Origin of the sequence: Phytobacter palmae, from assembly GCF_039409775.1 — a bacterium.
Taxonomy (GTDB): Bacteria; Pseudomonadota; Gammaproteobacteria; order Enterobacterales; family Enterobacteriaceae; genus Phytobacter; species Phytobacter palmae.
Genome location: NZ_JBCIVJ010000001.1, coordinates 219,479 through 235,681, shown reverse-complemented (window position 1 = coordinate 235,681; position 16,203 = coordinate 219,479). Strand labels below are relative to the sequence as shown.

Here is a 16,203-nt window from a genome sequence, read left to right as displayed (position 1 = left end):
ATCCCGGCTGGCGCTTCGCTAAGCCGGGTTACCGGTTATCTGCGGGCTACAGCGCCAGCCGGGGGAACAACCTACCCGCGATCATCCTTTGGTCCCAGGAACCAAAACGCGAAAGGCAGCGAGCCGATGATGGTAAATATCAGACTATAGATAAACACCCACGCGCCCTGAATCACAAACATTGATACCGACCACTCGTCCATCGGCAAATCATATTGATCCACCACGCCCTGGAACGCGGCTTCTGAGATAATCGACACGGCGGCCACAAAAATGATAGCAACGGCGATCAGGAATTTTTTACCCTCACGGGTACGTAGTTTTTCCAGCATGTAAATCTCCTTCTTATTATCTCCGGCCACGCAGGTGGTGGTTGATAAACTCCGACGCTGGTTGCTAACCAGATGCGATAATCCGGTGCTGCTTCGATCGCCATTTTTCACGCCAGATCGAGTGATTACCAGCGGTGTAAGCCATACGCCCGACTACTGCATGACATCACGGACGTACAAAAAACAGCCAACATACGGATGTTGAAGCGTAAGTGTATCTTATTCTCATCTCTCTTGTTATCGCAGATTGACGCAAAGAAAAGCGAGCCATCGGCCAGGAGCCTACATACGCTGGTTAAATATTAATCGTATAAATTCGCAAATATGATGCAGTGCGCATTTTTTGAGCCTGGGCGGGAATAGCGTATCGGTAACTTCCAGGAGGGCATTATCATGAAAAGGTTATTAATATGTTGTCTGTTTGGTAATACAGCGGTGAAACTGGCAAAAAAAATGCAGGGCGTAGCAGACGCGCATCGCTATCAAATTCAAATCAGTGGAACAGGAGCAGACGCATTTGCCAGTGTGGCACCTGCCTTTGATGGTTTCCTGGTCGCACCGCATATTCAATATAAAAAAGAAGAGCTGAAAAAAGCGATTAAAGAAGGCCAGCATATTGAAGTTATTGCCGGCTATCCGTATGCCGCTATTGATGCAGAGAAAATATTAAAATTTGCCATTGATCGTATGGAGGAGTTGGTTGAGTAATCTGTTATTGAGACATCTCCAGAGAGTCCATGAAAGGAATGGCTCAGGGATGAGCTGGCTATGGCGTCATTATTTTTGATGATGTTATCGGTCGGTTGATTTATTGTATCTTTATGAAAAATAAGTTTTTACTATGTTGAGTGGCTTCATTTTGGCTCACTACGATGTGTCATCATGTCTGCCCTGGTGCAACCTGTCTGTTTAGTCAAACCATCGCTATTTCATATTTTCCCCGGTTTTTTACGCTACGTATATTAATCCTGTGCGGTTACGCATTCTTGCGCCTGCAGTTGCTTTCTGCGGGGCTAATGCGGGGATATTTTCGCTGGTAAGCGGCTTCGTGATTCATTTATCGAGGGATATATGCGAGTAAAAAGACATTTCTCTCTGGGTGCCCTGTTGGGCACGGGCTTTGCCGCGATTATCGCTATTGGTCTGTTGGTGGCGATTTTTGGTCGGGCTGAATTGAATAACACCAGTAAACATATTGAGTTCTACGAAAAGTATCATCTGACAAATCTGCTGTCGATGCAGGCATTAAAAGACAACCTTAATAATGCCACTAAGGCCACGTTTATCATGGTGTTTCAGGATGATGAAAAGAGCCAGATGGAAGAGGAAAAGCTCACCGAACTGTCGATTAAACGTAACGACGAACTGGTGGCGCAGTTACAGGCGAATGTACATGACGCTGATCTGCAAAACATGCTGAACAGTTTTAAAGCCACCCAGGTGGAGTATGTCAATGTTGTCCGCCAGACCGTGGGGCTGGCAAAAAATGGTCAGATGCTGGATGCCCAGTCGCTGGCGGTAGAGAAGATGCAGCCGTTACAGATTCGCCTGTTTGAAGAAATTTCCGCCATGATCCAGACCCAGCAGGCCAGTACGACCTCGGCGGCGGCGGCTTCCACCGCAAGCGCCCGTGCCTCTGGTGATGCCCTGCTGATAATTGCCGGGGTGGCTGCATTACTGGGGATAGCTATTGCCTGGCTTTTCACCCGCTACATCAAGCGACAACTGGGGGGCGAACCCTCTTATGCGCTACAGGTGGTTCATGAAATTGCTAAAGGGAATCTGGCCACCCGAATTACCCTTGCCCCAGATGACAGAACCAGTTTACTGGCGGGGATGGATGAGATGCGACAAAGCCTGAGCGGTATCGTCAATCAGGTGCGGGAGAGCAGTGAATCAATTTCAGCTGGGGCAAATGGTGTGGCGGAAGGAAGCACCGATCTCAGCCAGCGTACCGAGCAGCAGGCCGCCAGTTTGCAGCAGACGGCAGCCTCGATGGAACAAATCGGCCAGGCGATTCGCCAGAACGCGGATACGGTGCGGGTTACCAATCAGCAGGCGGCAACGGCCAGTGAAATTGCCGCGAAAGGGGGCGAGGCGATTGAGAACATCGTACGTACGATGGATGAGATTAGCCAAAGTTCACGCAAAATCAGCGAGATCATTGCGGTGATTGATGGTATCACCTTCCAGACCAATATCCTGGCGCTGAACGCAGCGGTAGAGGCCGCACGGGCAGGGGAGCAGGGGCGCGGTTTCGCGGTGGTGGCGGGTGAGGTACGTTCGCTGGCTCAGCGTTCGGCGTCTGCGGCAAAAGAAATTAAGGCGCTGATTATGGACAGTATCGAGCGTGTGGATAACGGCACGGCGCTGGTGAACCATGCGGGCGCGACCATTGGCGAGCTGGTACGGCAGTCGCACCATGTGGCCGGGATGATCGACGAGATTGGCGTGACGACGCGTGAGCAGGAGTCAGGCGTCGGGCAGGTGAATGAAGCCATTAACCAACTGGATAAGGTGACTCAGCAAAACGCGGCGCTGGTAGGAGCATCAAGTACTGCGGCGGAAGATCTGCGCGATCAGGCGCAGCATCTGGTAACGCTGATGAGCGTCTTCCGTACCGTCGCCGCATAGTCCCTGTGAGCGACGCGGACAATGCCCGGATGCGGTGTTTAACGCACCGTACCCGGGCTACGTGACGCCGGACATAGCGGCAGTGCGGCCTCGCTCCGTTGGAAAGAGGAGGGAGCATGGTCGAAGAAGCTACCCCTCATTCGACTGATGCTGTCGACGCCATGCGCCCGGCGGCATACTGTATTTTCGGGTAAACACCCGGGTAAAGGTTTGCTGGGAATCGAAGCCGTAGCGCGTCGAGATGGTGATAATCGACTCTTTTGTCGCACTCAGGTCGTGGGCGGCGCCTTCCAGTTTTTTATTGCGAATATAAACACCTAACGGAATATCGATAATCTGATGAAAGAGGCGCTGTAAATGCCATTTGGAATAACCTGCCCGATGGGCAACATCATTAATCCGTAAAGGTTTGTCAATATTATTATCAATCCATGTCTGAATATCGAGGATAACCGATTTTTGCATGGCCATAATATATGCCCCTCTTTGCTAAATATGAATGCGCTGTGTCTATTTTGGTGTGCCGAATAATGCGCAACATAATTGCCCGATGTATTACCACTGAAAGCGGAGTTTACGTCATCGTAGCTGTCGTTAGCGTGACGTGAAAATGACATTCCTGACAGGTTTGTGAACAAGGTGGCTGGCGGCGAGGTTAGACGGGCTGTTGATTAACTTGCTGAAATACTGGCTTATCATTTTTGTTTACTTCGTATTTGAAAGTTTGGGGAACAGGCTGGCTAATAAGAATATTTAGAGGATAAATTAAAATAAATGTATATTTTTGTTATCTGACACGTCTGTTATTTATGCGTCAGCATAATGACAGCCAGGCTTTCTAAACTGATTCATGTCAGCGGATATTCCTGACTTTTCTCTTTATGAGGTAAATATATGAAGATGACGAAAGGCATTATAACCGCAATGATTGTTGGCCTGTTTTCTGCCGGTGCGCTGGCGGCGGTGCCCGTAGAATCCGGTAGCGGTCTGCAAAAAATGGGGTCGGTCTCGGCGTCGGGCGCGACCACGCTGTCAGATTTGCATGAAGAGCTGGCCCAAAAAGCGGAGGAGGCGGGGGCTGGTGCCTACCGCATCGTAGCGGCCGGTGGCGAAAACCAGATGCACGGCGTGGCGGTAATCTACAAATAAACCGAAAAACAGGAGGTTTAGCCTCCTGTTTTCTTTCTGTTCAGGCATTTTTGAATTGTGTCTGCTCATCGGTCGCCGATTGGTCACCCGCGGCAGTATGTCCATGTGCATCTGTTTTACCGATCGCCAGTGACAGACCAAATGTATTGATGCCGTTTTCACTACGAACAAACACATCTCCACGATGCATCAGCGCGACTGCGCGAACAATGGATAACCCCAGACCATGATGTGTATCGCTGCGCGTGCGTGACGAGTCGATACGGTAAAACCGCTCAAACAGGCGATCCAGATGCTCTGCGGCGATCGGCTCACCGACATTGGCGACGGCAATGATCGCATGCTCATGCCGCTGGCGAATGGAAACGGTTATGGCGGTATTCGGCTTCGCATGGCGAGCCCCGTTTTCCAGAAGGTTTGCCAGTGAACGGTGGAAGAGTCGACGGTCGATACAGGCAATAACATCGCCTTGTACATTGACGGCGAGGTTTTTCCCGGCAAATGAGGGTTCGACATAATCGGCAGTCTTCCATGCCTCCTCACGTAGCGAGACTTCGGTAAGCTGGGTGGCATGTTCCCCGGCCTGTGCGTGGGACAGAAACAGCATGTCATTGACAATCGATGTCATACGCGCCAGCTCTTCCAGATTGGATTCCAGTAAATCTTCCAGCTCACTGATGGAGCGTTCGCGGGATAACCCCAACTGTGTCTGACCTATCAGGTTAGTCAGCGGCGTGCGCAGCTCGTGGGCGACGTCAGCGTTGAAACTTTCCAGTTGCCGCCAGGCCACTTCTTGCCGTTCCAGCACGCCGTTGAAAGCTTCCGCCAGCGTTTGCAGTTCATCGGGAAGGGTTGTGGTATCGAGGCGCTGACCGTGATCGCCAGGGGCAAGTTTGTGCGCCTGTTCGCTCATGGTATTCACCGGACGCATACCAAACCTCGCAATCATAAAACCCAGCACGGCAACCAGCATCACCCCGAGGGCGGTAATCAGTAACAGCGTGCGGGTGAACTCCTCCAGCGTGCCCATATAAGGGGTGGAATCAATAGCAATCACATAGCGAATTGCCGGGCGTTCGCCGCTTGCCGGAATTAACTTAACGAGGATAAAGAGTGAACAGGACTCTTTTGTGGCCCCCGGCGCTTCGCTAAATCCGTCGGCAAGCGTCGACCAGTTGACCCCTTGCGGTGGCTCACCCCCCACCTGAAAGCGGGGATCATCACTGAGAACCCAGTATTTGACGCGCCCGCCTTCCGCAGTGGCCATGTCGGCGAGCTTAGTGGGTAACATTTGCCAACTGTGCAGGGTGGTGCGGGAAAGTAGCCACGGCTCCATCAGGGACTCTCTGAACAGCAGCTCGTTGTACATCTGTTTTTGCAAGGATTCATGCAGGGTACTGCGCAGCAGAAAACCAATCGCTGAGACGATCAGTACTGAGGCGAGGGCAAACATTAATGCAAGGCGTCCTGAAATCGAACGTTTGAGCATAGACTGACTCTATTTAGCGGGGCTCTCGGGCCGAGTTTCAAGGACATATCCCATGCCCCGGACGGTATGCAGCAGTTTAACGGGGTAGGGGGCATCTACTTTGGCTCGCAGGCGTTTTATCGCCACCTCCACCACATTAGCATCACTATCAAAATTCATATCCCACACCTGTTCCGCAATCATCATTTTGGAGAGGATTTCACCTTTATGGCGGGCGAGCAGGCTCAGCAGGGCAAACTCTTTGGCCGTCAGTTCAAGGCGGTCTCCGGCGCGTGTAACGCGGCGGGCCAGCAGGTCGAGATGTAAGTCGTGGATCTGCAACTGCGTGGTGTCGGCACCATCGCTGGAGCGACGACGCAGCAATGCCTGAATGCGGGCGACCAGCTCAATGAGGGAAAACGGTTTGGGCAGATAATCATCCGCCCCCTGGCGTAGCCCTTTAACCCGTTCATCGACGGAACCACGGGCAGAAAGCATCAGCACTGGTGTATTTTTACTGGCGCGTAGCCCTTTTAATACGCTGTAACCGTCAAGGCCTGGCAACATGACGTCGAGGATGATGGCGTCATAGTCAAATTCAACCGCCAGATGCAATCCTTCGGTACCGCTGGCGGCGACGTCAACGGTAAAACCCAGTTCGCTGAGCGCACGATAGATATATGACGAGGTTTTTTCCTCATCTTCAACCAGCAGAAGTCGCATGGCAGCTCTTCCTTTGTCACGACGGACAAATGTGATGATGAAAGCGATTTTATCGTGTTCTTGCCAACAGCTGGCTGACATTTTACTGACATTTTTGTCAGCTTGCGCCAGAAGAGAGCGGCGAGAAGTGGCGACAAGGTCCATACCGACGAGGACGGACTGCGATAAATTGCAAAATATCAATCTACGGACAATCAGGAGGAAATTGAATTACCCGATGTCAGGTATTTTTGGTATAACAACTTTTCCATTCTTGTCAGACATCTCCCCGGCAGGAGATGTCATCTATGCTGAGGGTACGTTATGGCCTCCTCTGAGACAACCCGGACGCAAACGCCACGGGAAAACGTGAGCGGTTCCGGGCGAATTTCCGGGTTGGCGTTGCTGGTTGCCAGCGCGTTTTTTATGGAGTTTCTGGATGGCACGGTCATTGCGACTGCCCTGCCGGACATGGCGAAAGCCTTTGGCGTTTCTGCCATCGATTTGAATATCGGTATTAGTGCCTATTTGCTGACGCTGGCGATGCTGATTCCGGCCAGCGGCTGGGTCGCGGAACGTTTTGGCGCGCGGACGGTTTTTAGCCTGGCGTTGTTAATTTTCACCGTGGCGTCTCTGTTTTGCGGCCTGACAAATAATGTCACCGGATTTGTGCTGATGCGCGTCCTGCAAGGGGTGGGCGGCGCCATGATGGTGCCGGTGGGGCGTCTTGTCGTCTTGCGAACCACGCCAAAAGAACAATTGATTAAAGCCATCGCTACGTTGACCTGGCCCGCACTGGTCGCGCCAATTATTGGCCCGCCGCTGGGTGGCTTTATTACTACGTATGCGAGCTGGCACTGGATCTTTTTTCTCAATGTGCCGCTGGGCCTGGTGGCGATTGTTCTGGCCCTCAGGATGATGCCGGGGCTGTCCGCTGACGAAAAACGCCCGTTCGATGTGGTCGGTTTTATTGCAACCGGGCTTACCATGCTATGCCTGGTGGCAGGGCTTGAGATGTTGAGTCAGCAGCATGTGAGTATAGTCAGCGCCGCCGTGACGCTCGTCATTGGGCTGCTGGCGCTGGCGTGGAGTATTTATCATTTGCGTTGTGCTCGTGCGCCATTGATCGGCCTGAGTTCGCTGTCAGTGCCTTCCTTTCGCATTACTATGCGCGGCGGGTTTATTCTGCGCGCCACTATTAGCTCCGCGCCGTTTATGTTGCCCCTGATGTTTCAGGTAGGGTTTGGGATGAGCGCGTTTGAGTCCGGGTCGCTGGTGCTGGCGGTATTTGCCGGTAATCTGGCAATGAAACCTGCTACGACGCCGCTGATTCGCCGTTTTGGTTTTAAAAAGCTACTGATTGGCAACGGGATTGTCTGCGTACTGTCACTGTTTTTCTGCGCCTTTTTAGCGCCGAGCTCACCGCACATGCTTACCCTCACGCTGTTATTTATCGGAGGACTGAGCCGCTCAATGCAGTTTACCGGGATCAGTTCGCTGGCATTTGCCGAGGTGCCACAGACGGAGATGAGCTCTGCGAATACGCTTTTTAGTACCTCGCTGCAACTGGCTAATGGCCTCGGGGTAACGCTGGGCGCGCTAAGTATTCGTGCCGGCGCACTCATCACCGACCAGCTGGGATACGATGATATTCAGGGGATGGCCTTTAAGCTGGGGTTTGTGATTATTGCGCTTATCACGGTTGTCGGACTGTATGACATGACTCGCCTTGAGGCCGGGGCGGGGCGAAATGTCTCACAGAAGCCGAATAAATAAACCGGGGGGCGAATAGCCCCTCGCATGCGTATCAGGGCAAGTGAGTACTTAAGCTGTCCCCTCGGCCGCATCAACCTTTGTTGTCTCAGCGCCGTTATTTATCAGGGCGAGACTGCCATTCGGCGTGATAAGGAGCGGCAGTGAATGGACCGCCGAAGCCACGAGTTTGTCGCTCTCCAGATCGTATGGCCAGACATGGAGTATCAGTTCAGGTGAGAAGACAAAGGGCTTTAACGGGGCGGAGAAATCCAGTGTTTTAGGGTAAATCAGCACCATTTCCCCCTTGCCGTTGAGGTATTTATGCCCGTAGGCCAGCATCTGATAGAAATCCTGCTGTGCAAGGTCATATTTATTGTCGCGTGCTCCGCCATCCAGACGCTTCCATTTGGTATCCAGCAGCCATTTCTCTCCATCGTGCTCAAGTAACAAGTCAGGTTTCAGCCTGAACATATCGTCGCCGTCATGGGTACAGAGGTATCTACTCGCCACCTGGGAACGCAGATGTGCGCTGGGGGGAAGTTGTTGTTTGAGCGAGCGCGCAACATGCTGTTCAAACAGTCGTTCCATTGGAAAGAGCAGGCTGATTCCCTTCGACCGCCCCTGAATCGCCAGCGGCATATGCTCGCCAAGTATCAGCTCGCACCACGGACGGACGGGCTGGTAATGGGCGAGCAGGCGGTCATTACGCCAGTTGCAGAAATCGAGTCGCACCTGTCGGCTGGGCGGAATCTCATGCATGATGACGCGTAGTTCATGCCCCAGCCGCCAGTTGTCGGCTTCCCTGGCATGCTGGCACACTTTATCCAGTGCCAGACGCAGCAGACGGTTTTCCGGTCGGTCCGGTAAAAACAGGGCGTGGCGCTGATGAAAGCGGTGCTCACGTCCTGGAGGCTGTCGCATCTGTCTGGCCATATCCAGTTGGCCCCGCAGATACGGCTGTTCTTCCTCAACCATCTGGTAATCAAATCGCAATCCACGTTTGAGTAGCCGGTCAAGAGCAAGTAAAAACTGGCGCATGATCCACTCGGTGAGTGGAAAACGAAACAGTTGCAGATCTGCCGACCCGGTTTCCCGATAGGGCAGATCGAGCGCAGAGGCGATAAGCTTGCACAGCAGCGCCCGACTGCTTTGTGGTGAGTCTTCCTCGTTAAAATGCTTGGGCAAAATTTCAATATCCGTGCCACACGGGGTATGAATAATGCCGACATAGCCATCCAGCCGGAGCCAGCGGCGATCTTCCACTTCCACCAGTCTGGCGCCTTGCTTACTGACCCCGGCCTGCAATTGACACAGCCAGTCGAAGGCGCTGGCACTAATTTGCGCGCGATCGAGGGTGTCCTGCACATCCGAGGTGGTCAGGCGCGCATGCTCGCGAACCGTTATCCACTTTTGCTTCACTCGGCCTCCCGGAGAATCAGACGATAACTCTCCAGGCACATAAAGGCCGCATCGTTAAACTGCCAGCGTCTGTCAGTGAGTTCCGCGGCAACCTCTTTTCCAAACAGTTTTTCCAGTGACTGGCTGCCGGAAGGCGGGCAGATAAAGCGTGGCGTGATGTTGTCGGGATGATGACCGTTCAGCACCCAGTTAATGCGTTGCCAGTCTTCAAAAAAGTACTCCTGTAACAACGGAAGGACCTGGTTTTTGAAGATCGATGCCAGCATTGGCAAAGTGGGTGTGACCAACAGAGGCATAAAATACGCATGCCCCAGGCAGTGGTCACGATCCAGCAAGACTTCAATGCGCTGGTTGATGACGCGCAGCAGCTTGCCTGCGTGAATGTTTCCCTCTTCATGGTGAATAACAACCTCATCCAGTAGTTGCGGTTGTGGGAGCATTTCAATGAAGGTAAATCGGCGGCGCAGGGCTATATCCAGCCCGGACAGCGAACGGTCGGCGGTATTCATGGTGCCGATGATATACAGGTTGCCTGGCACGCTAAAACGTTTCTTCGAGTAGGGCAGAGTGACGCCTAACGCTTCGCTTTGTCCCTGACGTTTGGAGGGCTCAATCAGGGTGATGAGTTCACCAAAGATGCGGGAAATGTTTCCCCGGTTGATTTCATCGATAATCAGGACATGAGGTTGTGCAGGGAGCGTTTGCGCCCGGAGACAGGCCTTTTTAAAAATGCCATCCTCAATACGGTACTGCAATCCGGCGCCGTTACCTGCAATGTCCGCACGAATGCCTTCGACAAAATCTTCGTAGCTAAAACTTTGGTGAAAGGTGACAAAATCAATACATCCCTCATTTGCCAGCTCATCAAAACGCGCTTTGAGCAGGTGACGCTCGTCGCGATGGGCATCGAGAAACACAGGATCGAGAATCGCCAGTGCATGGTTCACCGTGTTCCAGGTCTTACCGGTTCCCGGAGGGCCATAGAGGATCTGGTTTAATGCGGCGACGGGGCGGTCGATAACGCGCTCGCTCTCATCATCGGTAATATCATCCAGACTTTGCGGGCGGTCATCATCCCTGTCCGTTTCACTCTCTTTCCACAGATCCAGGCCGTATTGAATCAGCGGTTTGTTGCCTCGTTCAGCAAGCAGTTTGCGATAAGCGTCAGCGTGTGTAAGGTACCGGTTTCCGGGGAGTAAGCTCTGTAATGCCTGCAGTTTGTAAATTGACAATACGCAAGGATCGTCATGATTCTGATAGAGAAAAGCGAGCTTCCATTTTAAGGCAACTTCAAAATCCAGTTTTTCGATAGTTTCCGTGTCGCCCATCCTGGCTGCCTGAACGATGGTCAGGATGTGTGCTTTGATTGTCGAGAAGGCTTCTTGCGCCGTGTGGCCATACTTATTTTTCCAGGAATAGCGGTTATCAGATGAGATAAAGCCACGCTCGCCTTTGGCCTGAGCTTTGCGCTCGTATATGCCAAATTTCGAGGCATCACCGCCTTTAATAGACCCCAGAAAACGACCTTCACCAAACTCCAGCCAGTAGGCCAGAGTATTTTTATCACCAAGACAAATGTACTGTTCCAGCGTCAGGTCTTGCAGGGCGGAAAGGGGCCATTTGCTGTGAAAATCCGCCAGTATTTGTTCTCGTTGTTCTGCTGTAACAGTCATTGCATACTCCATCCAATGGGCAGTCAAAAATTTCATGCAGTTGAGCCATTATGCACAGGGCGCTGACAGGCTATGTCATTCTATTTTTTTAGCGAATGCTTTACATCAGTCTGAAGGAGGTCGAAGGGGGATATGATGAACGGGCGTATTTCAGCTTTTTCTGCGTTGTTATCGTTACAGTGAATTAGTAAAACGTTAACATTTACTGTATCAATAATAGATAATTCAGCGCTTCGCTGAAACGTGTAGTCAGGCGTCAACACCACTTTGCCTTTGCTGTCCGGGCGGTTTTGGGACATGCGGAAAACATTCATGAATGATAAAAAAAAGCCGTTGCCTCTCCAGGATGTGGATGTGCAGCATCTGTATGATTTATTAAATCAAAATTCGGATTGGGTATGGGAAGTGGATGCGCAAGGACGTTATACCTGGGCCTCCGATGTGGTCACCAGCTTGCTCGGCTATCCGCCGGGTGAGGTGATTGGTAAAACGCCGTTCGATTTTATGCCTCCCGGCGAAGCTGAACGTGTTGGTCGTGCCTTTATGGAGATCGTGCAAGAGAAAAGAGCGTTTTCAGGTCTGGTGAATCGTAACAGGCGTGCCGACGGGCGCATTGTTGTACTGGAAACCAGCGGCGTTCCCCTTTTCGACGAACACGGTGAACTACGAGGCTACCGTGGTGTGGACCGCAACATTTCCACTCTCGGCGAACGTGTTCTGCAACTGGAAACGATCTATGACACCACCCCCGTGGCGTTGTGCATGATTGACCGTTCTGGCCGGCTCGTCATGTCAAATAAAGCAATGAACCACCTGCTCACCCATGATGGGCATGAGCTTACGGAGAGCTATCTTTCCCAGCATATGCCTGAATTCTGGCATCTCTTTGAAGAAGACTTTGCGCTGGCGGACATGGGGGAAGCCATCCCTCGTCGGGAAATGATTTGGCATGACCGCTGCTACGATGCGCAGTCTATTGCGGTGACGGATGCGAGCAGTAATGTTGTGGGGTTATCAATCACCTGGGTGGATATCACCGCACGTCGGCAGGCAGAACAAAAACTGGCCGGCGCGAACCAGGTTTTGCAACGTCATGCGCAACACGATCATCTGACCGGATTGTTTAATCGTCGATATATGGATGAGTGCCTGCTGACCGAGGTCACGCGTTCTTATCATGGCCATTTTCCGCTCTCTATCTGCCTGGTCGATATCGACTTTTTTAAACTTTATAACGATAGCCAGGGTCATCAGGCGGGGGATGAATGCCTGCAAATCGTTGCGAAGGCGTTGGTCACTTCGCTGGTTCACCCGGATGCTAATGTCAGCCGCTATGGTGGCGAAGAGTTTCTGGCGATATTACCGGATACCAATAAGTCGGCTGCGTTATCGATTGCTGAGCGTCTGCGCAAGCAAATCAATGCGCTGAAATTGCCGCATGCCGCAAGCCCGATGGGTTTCTTAACTATCAGCATTGGTGTGGCAACGCTTGATTGCGAGAGCATCTTTTCAGAGGACAAGCCGCAACATATGATTGCCAGCGCGCTGATTGGTAAAGCCGATACTGCGCTCTATGCAGCGAAAAAACAGGGTCGTAACCGGGTGGTTGTTGCGGACATGAATGTCGCGTGATCCGATGGTGAGCACCGGTTCAAAAAATACCCCTTCTGAAGATAAATCCATGGCTTCAGAAGGGGAGACCATATGGCCATTCGTTACAAAAGCCTATTAAAAATAAATAGCGTGATTATAAAAGCCATATGTATAAATATTTTTCATGGATAATGGCTGAGAGGAGAAAAAGCTTATAAATATTGAGGGATTGTATCTGCGGCGAGAGAAGATTAAGAGAAAAAACCTCCACCCGCAGGCGGAGGAAACGAGACGCAGAGATTAGATATCATCCGGCGTGGCATGAACCACGCGTTCAAGCGTACTTCTGTACAAATCCAGTTTTGCAAGGTCCTTTTCAGTTTCCAGCTTTACCTGCAACTCCAGAATGATGTCCTTATTGGTTACCATCGATTTGCGGGCCGACAACGCTGTGCGGATCCCGGCCAGAACCTGCTGCTCGCTAGTTTTAGCGTCCAGATGAGGGGCTACGGGGGATTCGGTATCGATATCCATTTCATGAACGCTCATCAACAAATGTACCTGTGAAAAAGAGGCTGATTACTTTCCCGCGAGTGTCGGGAGTGTTTTGTTTTGCCAGATAAAATTAGACAGGGAAGGAGTTCTTTACAAATAAGATTGCTATAAAAAATACAGTAAAATTTTACCTGTTTATATAGCTTGAGGTTATATAAATTAATGGGAGATTTGGGTGAGAAATAACTCTTTGTTTATAAATAAAAATGCATCCATTACTCAGCGCTTTGGATGCATTTCGGAAACTAATGTCAGGTTTTCAGCTAGTGCGTACTTGCCATTTCGGCTCGCGGACTACTACTTACAGGTCCCTGAACCGGCAGGCACGGACTTGTAAATTGCTGAATGTGGCTGGTCCGGCCGTCGTTCTTCCCTGGAGCCAGCATATAGTTCACTTTACAACTTGAACCTTTATCACTACCCCATTTAACCAACAGTGAACCTTTGTCTTCCCTCACGCGGGCGTAAATAGACCCGGCCTGGTTGACGATGCCTACTGATGCGTTGCTTTCATCAAGAACATCTGCGCCGAATGGCAAGTTCTCTCCGGCAAATGAAGAGGAAATCAGTACCGGTGAACCTTTGTTGGTATTGAACTTCACTTTTACAACCGCACCCGAACGTGGTGCAATTTTCTGAGCGGTGTTTTCAAACTCCACGTCCATTGAAGAACCTTCCGGGTTAATGGATACGCTGTTCATCTGATAAGGTGATAGCGATGGGAAAAGTGCGTAACCAAAGCTGTCGACCGACGTTCCCGCATAGCCAGAAATTTTTGCACCTTTGGCGTCTTTTGCCTCAACCAGCGCATAGGTATCGCTGTTATAAGGCGTGAACGTGACGCCGCCCGAATGCGCTACCAGTGCTCCGCTTAAGCCCAACGAGGTGCTATGGTAATTTTTACCTGTACTGTAGCCGCCATTGACTGTTGCGATGCTACTGGTCCAGCCCGCACCAATATTCGCAGAGGTGCCGCTATGTGAATCGTGGCTACCACTCAGGTTGTAGTTATACTGATTTTGCTCGCCCAGTGTTCCGGAGAGCATTGCCTGTTCACCTTTCCCACCGTTATTGTCCTGGTTGTAGCGCAGACTCATATAAGGCGCATGGGAATCCCATGCATCCCACAGCGGAAATGATAAGTTCAGATACCAGTTGGTTTGTTCATGGCCATTCGAAGCCTGGCTGCGACTTACGTTCACACTGTAATTCATCCGCTTCCAGTTGTTGGAATAGCCCATCTGGTATTGCTTGTTATAGCCCTGCCCGCTGTTCCAGTAGTTTTCCAGGGTAGCACTGAGGTAAATACTACCCCATGATTCTGGCAATCCCTGGTTGATGCTAACGGTAAAGCGATTTTTCGAACGCCAGATATTGTTTGGATCATAGCCGTGTTGAGCAGCATCACGGGTTTGCAGTGCGGTCAGCAGATCCATATAACCCGCAGTCGAATAGCGATATGCCGCGAGGGTAATGTTACTGTTGGTTTCATCAATAAGTTTACTGTAGGTGATACGGTAACTCTGGCCGGATTTCGTTCCACCGGCTTTGTTACCCAGCTTACTTGTTGACTGTGTTGCATCAATGGCAATTGCACCAAGCCGGCTACCGGTGCCGAGACCTAACTGGTAGGCCTGGTAATTTTCGCTGACCTGCACACCGCCATAGCCAGTGAAAATATTACTTAAGCCGCGCATATAAGTGGCTTCATAAATCATCGGCTCATCGGAAATGCCGGTATTACGGATTTTACCTGCGGTCACGCTATAGCGCTGAGTATCCGGACGAAGTAAATTGGCAACGGATGCGTAAGCGATAGTATATTGCTGTGTTGTCCCATCGGCTTCCTGAATAATGACCTCCAGGTCGCCCCCATATCCTGCAGGGTAGAGATCGTTAATCAGAAAAGCGCCTGGCGGAACCGTGGTTTCATAAATGATATTGCCAAGCTGTTTGATCGTTACTTTAGCGTTGGTTTTGGCAATACCGCGAATATCTGGTGCATAACCACGTTGCGATTCGGGCAACATGCGCTCGTCGCTGGAAACCTGCGCCCCGACAAACGGTACCGAGTTAAACATCTGTCCCGAGGTATTGTATTCACCGAGGATAATCCGCCCAAGAATGGGGGCAATATCACGCTGTACATAAGTATTGGTGGTGTTGTATTCCCCACCATTATCTTTTTGCCAGTTATAGGAACCGTTATGACGGAAATACCAGGCACCGATATTCAGACCGGCATTCAGTGACGCATACAGTGAGCGAGAATCCCCCCCGCCGCTGTACTGTGAGTCATAGCCATTAACATAATAACCAAGCATTAATGCTGGTATGCCACTGTCCCATAAATCAGGCCGTACTGCTCCGCGCGCCGTGCGTTGCACGTAGATCTGTGGCACTTCGATATTCAGTTGCTGGTCACTGCTGTCGAATTCGAATTTGGCTTCCGGAATTATCGACACCAGGTTACTACAGGTAGCGGGTGTGCTTAATGCCTGTCTCACCTCGGAAGGGAGCTTATCTTCATTGAAGTTAATTAACTGAATCAGACGTGGCGTCAGGCAAGGGTAGACCAGGCGATTGTCACCCGCCTTGAATTCAACCTCTTGCTGGGCAACTTCTTCGCCGTTAACAAATACATTGACCCGGTATGTACCCGGAGAGGCGCTGGAGCCATAGCTGAACCGGCTAAGGTCAACTTTACTGCTGTCATCCAGACGCAATAAGTCAGATTCGAATTCCACTACATTTCGTGCGTACTCACGCGATTTATCGTCTGTTTCTTCCGCAGCTATGACTGGAAATACCATCATCACCATCAACGCGAGTGGCGATAATCGGCTTTTAAGCCCCGCACATTGATGATGAATTGTCGATCTTTCCATAATTACTCCTGAAAAGTGGTATCTTTCCCTGAAAA

13 protein-coding genes are annotated in these 16,203 nt (G+C 51.1%); 5 read left to right on the top strand and 8 right to left on the bottom strand.

Translation table 11 applies throughout. The features are described 5' to 3' along the window. Window positions 1-71: 71 nt before the first annotated feature. Window positions 72-332 carry a DUF2534 family protein gene (locus tag AAIG39_RS01160; RefSeq protein ID WP_343193007.1) on the bottom strand — a complete coding sequence of 87 codons (261 nt, stop codon included), beginning with the start codon at window positions 330-332 and terminating at the stop codon, window positions 72-74. Between the two features lie 393 nt (window positions 333-725). On the opposite strand from AAIG39_RS01160, the gene AAIG39_RS01155 reads away from it, so the two are divergent. Beyond that, window positions 726-1,040, top strand: a complete 315-nt coding sequence (locus tag AAIG39_RS01155; RefSeq protein WP_343193006.1) for a PTS sugar transporter subunit IIB — start codon at window positions 726-728, stop codon at window positions 1,038-1,040. Between the two features lie 363 nt (window positions 1,041-1,403). After that, window positions 1,404-2,966: a methyl-accepting chemotaxis protein gene (locus tag AAIG39_RS01150; RefSeq protein WP_249572921.1), complete on the top strand. Its 1,563-nt coding sequence runs from the start codon at window positions 1,404-1,406 to the stop codon at window positions 2,964-2,966. Between the two features lie 129 nt (window positions 2,967-3,095). Here the strand turns inward: AAIG39_RS01150 and AAIG39_RS01145 are convergent, their stop codons facing one another. Further along, entirely contained in the window at window positions 3,096-3,437 is a 342-nt protein-coding gene (locus AAIG39_RS01145) for a helix-turn-helix domain-containing protein (protein ID WP_090082274.1), read from the bottom strand. A 423-nt stretch (window positions 3,438-3,860) separates the two neighbouring features. Between AAIG39_RS01145 and AAIG39_RS01140 the strand changes: the two genes are divergently transcribed. After that, window positions 3,861-4,115, top strand: a complete 255-nt coding sequence (locus AAIG39_RS01140) for a YdgH/BhsA/McbA family protein (RefSeq protein ID WP_090082272.1) — start codon at window positions 3,861-3,863, stop codon at window positions 4,113-4,115. A gap of 40 nt (window positions 4,116-4,155) precedes the next feature. Here the strand turns inward: AAIG39_RS01140 and AAIG39_RS01135 are convergent, their stop codons facing one another. Further along, window positions 4,156-5,604, bottom strand: coding sequence for a heavy metal sensor histidine kinase (locus AAIG39_RS01135; RefSeq protein ID WP_343193005.1), 1,449 nt, complete (start codon window positions 5,602-5,604; stop codon window positions 4,156-4,158). A 9-nt stretch (window positions 5,605-5,613) separates the two neighbouring features. Then, the gene (locus AAIG39_RS01130; protein ID WP_343193004.1) at window positions 5,614-6,306 is read right to left on the bottom strand and encodes a heavy metal response regulator transcription factor; all 693 of its coding nucleotides are present in this window, start codon (window positions 6,304-6,306) and stop codon (window positions 5,614-5,616) included. A gap of 303 nt (window positions 6,307-6,609) precedes the next feature. Between AAIG39_RS01130 and AAIG39_RS01125 the strand changes: the two genes are divergently transcribed. Further along, window positions 6,610-8,061 carry an MFS transporter gene (locus AAIG39_RS01125; RefSeq protein WP_343193003.1) on the top strand — a complete coding sequence of 484 codons (1,452 nt, stop codon included), beginning with the start codon at window positions 6,610-6,612 and terminating at the stop codon, window positions 8,059-8,061. Between the two features lie 48 nt (window positions 8,062-8,109). Here the strand turns inward: AAIG39_RS01125 and AAIG39_RS01120 are convergent, their stop codons facing one another. Beyond that, window positions 8,110-9,459 (bottom strand): McrC family protein, encoded by a 1,350-nt coding sequence (locus tag AAIG39_RS01120; RefSeq protein WP_343193002.1) that lies wholly within the window; start codon window positions 9,457-9,459, stop codon window positions 8,110-8,112. Continuing rightward, complete coding sequence (locus AAIG39_RS01115) at window positions 9,456-11,132, bottom strand: McrB family protein (RefSeq protein WP_343193001.1); 1,677 nt, start codon at window positions 11,130-11,132, stop codon at window positions 9,456-9,458. The genes AAIG39_RS01120 and AAIG39_RS01115 overlap by 4 nt, the downstream gene beginning before the upstream one ends. 312 nt (window positions 11,133-11,444) lie before the next feature. Between AAIG39_RS01115 and AAIG39_RS01110 the strand changes: the two genes are divergently transcribed. Then, window positions 11,445-12,764 (top strand): sensor domain-containing diguanylate cyclase, encoded by a 1,320-nt coding sequence (locus AAIG39_RS01110; protein WP_249572915.1) that lies wholly within the window; start codon window positions 11,445-11,447, stop codon window positions 12,762-12,764. Window positions 12,765-13,025: 261 nt separating this feature from the next. On the opposite strand, the gene AAIG39_RS01105 is transcribed toward AAIG39_RS01110, so the two are convergent. Continuing rightward, complete coding sequence (locus AAIG39_RS01105; RefSeq protein WP_343193000.1) at window positions 13,026-13,274, bottom strand: biofilm development regulator YmgB/AriR family protein; 249 nt, start codon at window positions 13,272-13,274, stop codon at window positions 13,026-13,028. Between the two features lie 269 nt (window positions 13,275-13,543). After that, window positions 13,544-16,168 carry a fimbria/pilus outer membrane usher protein gene (locus AAIG39_RS01100; RefSeq protein WP_343192999.1) on the bottom strand — a complete coding sequence of 875 codons (2,625 nt, stop codon included), beginning with the start codon at window positions 16,166-16,168 and terminating at the stop codon, window positions 13,544-13,546. Window positions 16,169-16,203 lie beyond the last annotated feature (35 nt).

Bases quoted from the DNA above. Each gene is read 5' to 3' on its own strand.
- AAIG39_RS01160 (WP_343193007.1), bottom strand. From the start codon at position 332: ATGCTGGAAAAACTACGTACCCGTGAGGGTAAAAAATTCCTGATCGCC.
- AAIG39_RS01145 (WP_090082274.1), bottom strand. From the start codon at position 3,437: ATGGCCATGCAAAAATCGGTTATCCTCGATATTCAGACATGGATTGAT.
- AAIG39_RS01125 (WP_343193003.1), top strand. From the start codon at position 6,610: ATGGCCTCCTCTGAGACAACCCGGACGCAAACGCCACGGGAAAACGTG.
- AAIG39_RS01130 (WP_343193004.1), bottom strand. From the start codon at position 6,306: ATGCGACTTCTGCTGGTTGAAGATGAGGAAAAAACCTCGTCATATATC.
- AAIG39_RS01140 (WP_090082272.1), top strand. From the start codon at position 3,861: ATGAAGATGACGAAAGGCATTATAACCGCAATGATTGTTGGCCTGTTT.
- AAIG39_RS01155 (WP_343193006.1), top strand. From the start codon at position 726: ATGAAAAGGTTATTAATATGTTGTCTGTTTGGTAATACAGCGGTGAAA.
- AAIG39_RS01100 (WP_343192999.1), bottom strand. From the start codon at position 16,168: ATGGAAAGATCGACAATTCATCATCAATGTGCGGGGCTTAAAAGCCGA.
- AAIG39_RS01105 (WP_343193000.1), bottom strand. From the start codon at position 13,274: ATGAGCGTTCATGAAATGGATATCGATACCGAATCCCCCGTAGCCCCT.
- AAIG39_RS01115 (WP_343193001.1), bottom strand. From the start codon at position 11,132: ATGACTGTTACAGCAGAACAACGAGAACAAATACTGGCGGATTTTCAC.
- AAIG39_RS01150 (WP_249572921.1), top strand. From the start codon at position 1,404: ATGCGAGTAAAAAGACATTTCTCTCTGGGTGCCCTGTTGGGCACGGGC.
- AAIG39_RS01110 (WP_249572915.1), top strand. From the start codon at position 11,445: ATGAATGATAAAAAAAAGCCGTTGCCTCTCCAGGATGTGGATGTGCAG.
- AAIG39_RS01135 (WP_343193005.1), bottom strand. From the start codon at position 5,604: ATGCTCAAACGTTCGATTTCAGGACGCCTTGCATTAATGTTTGCCCTC.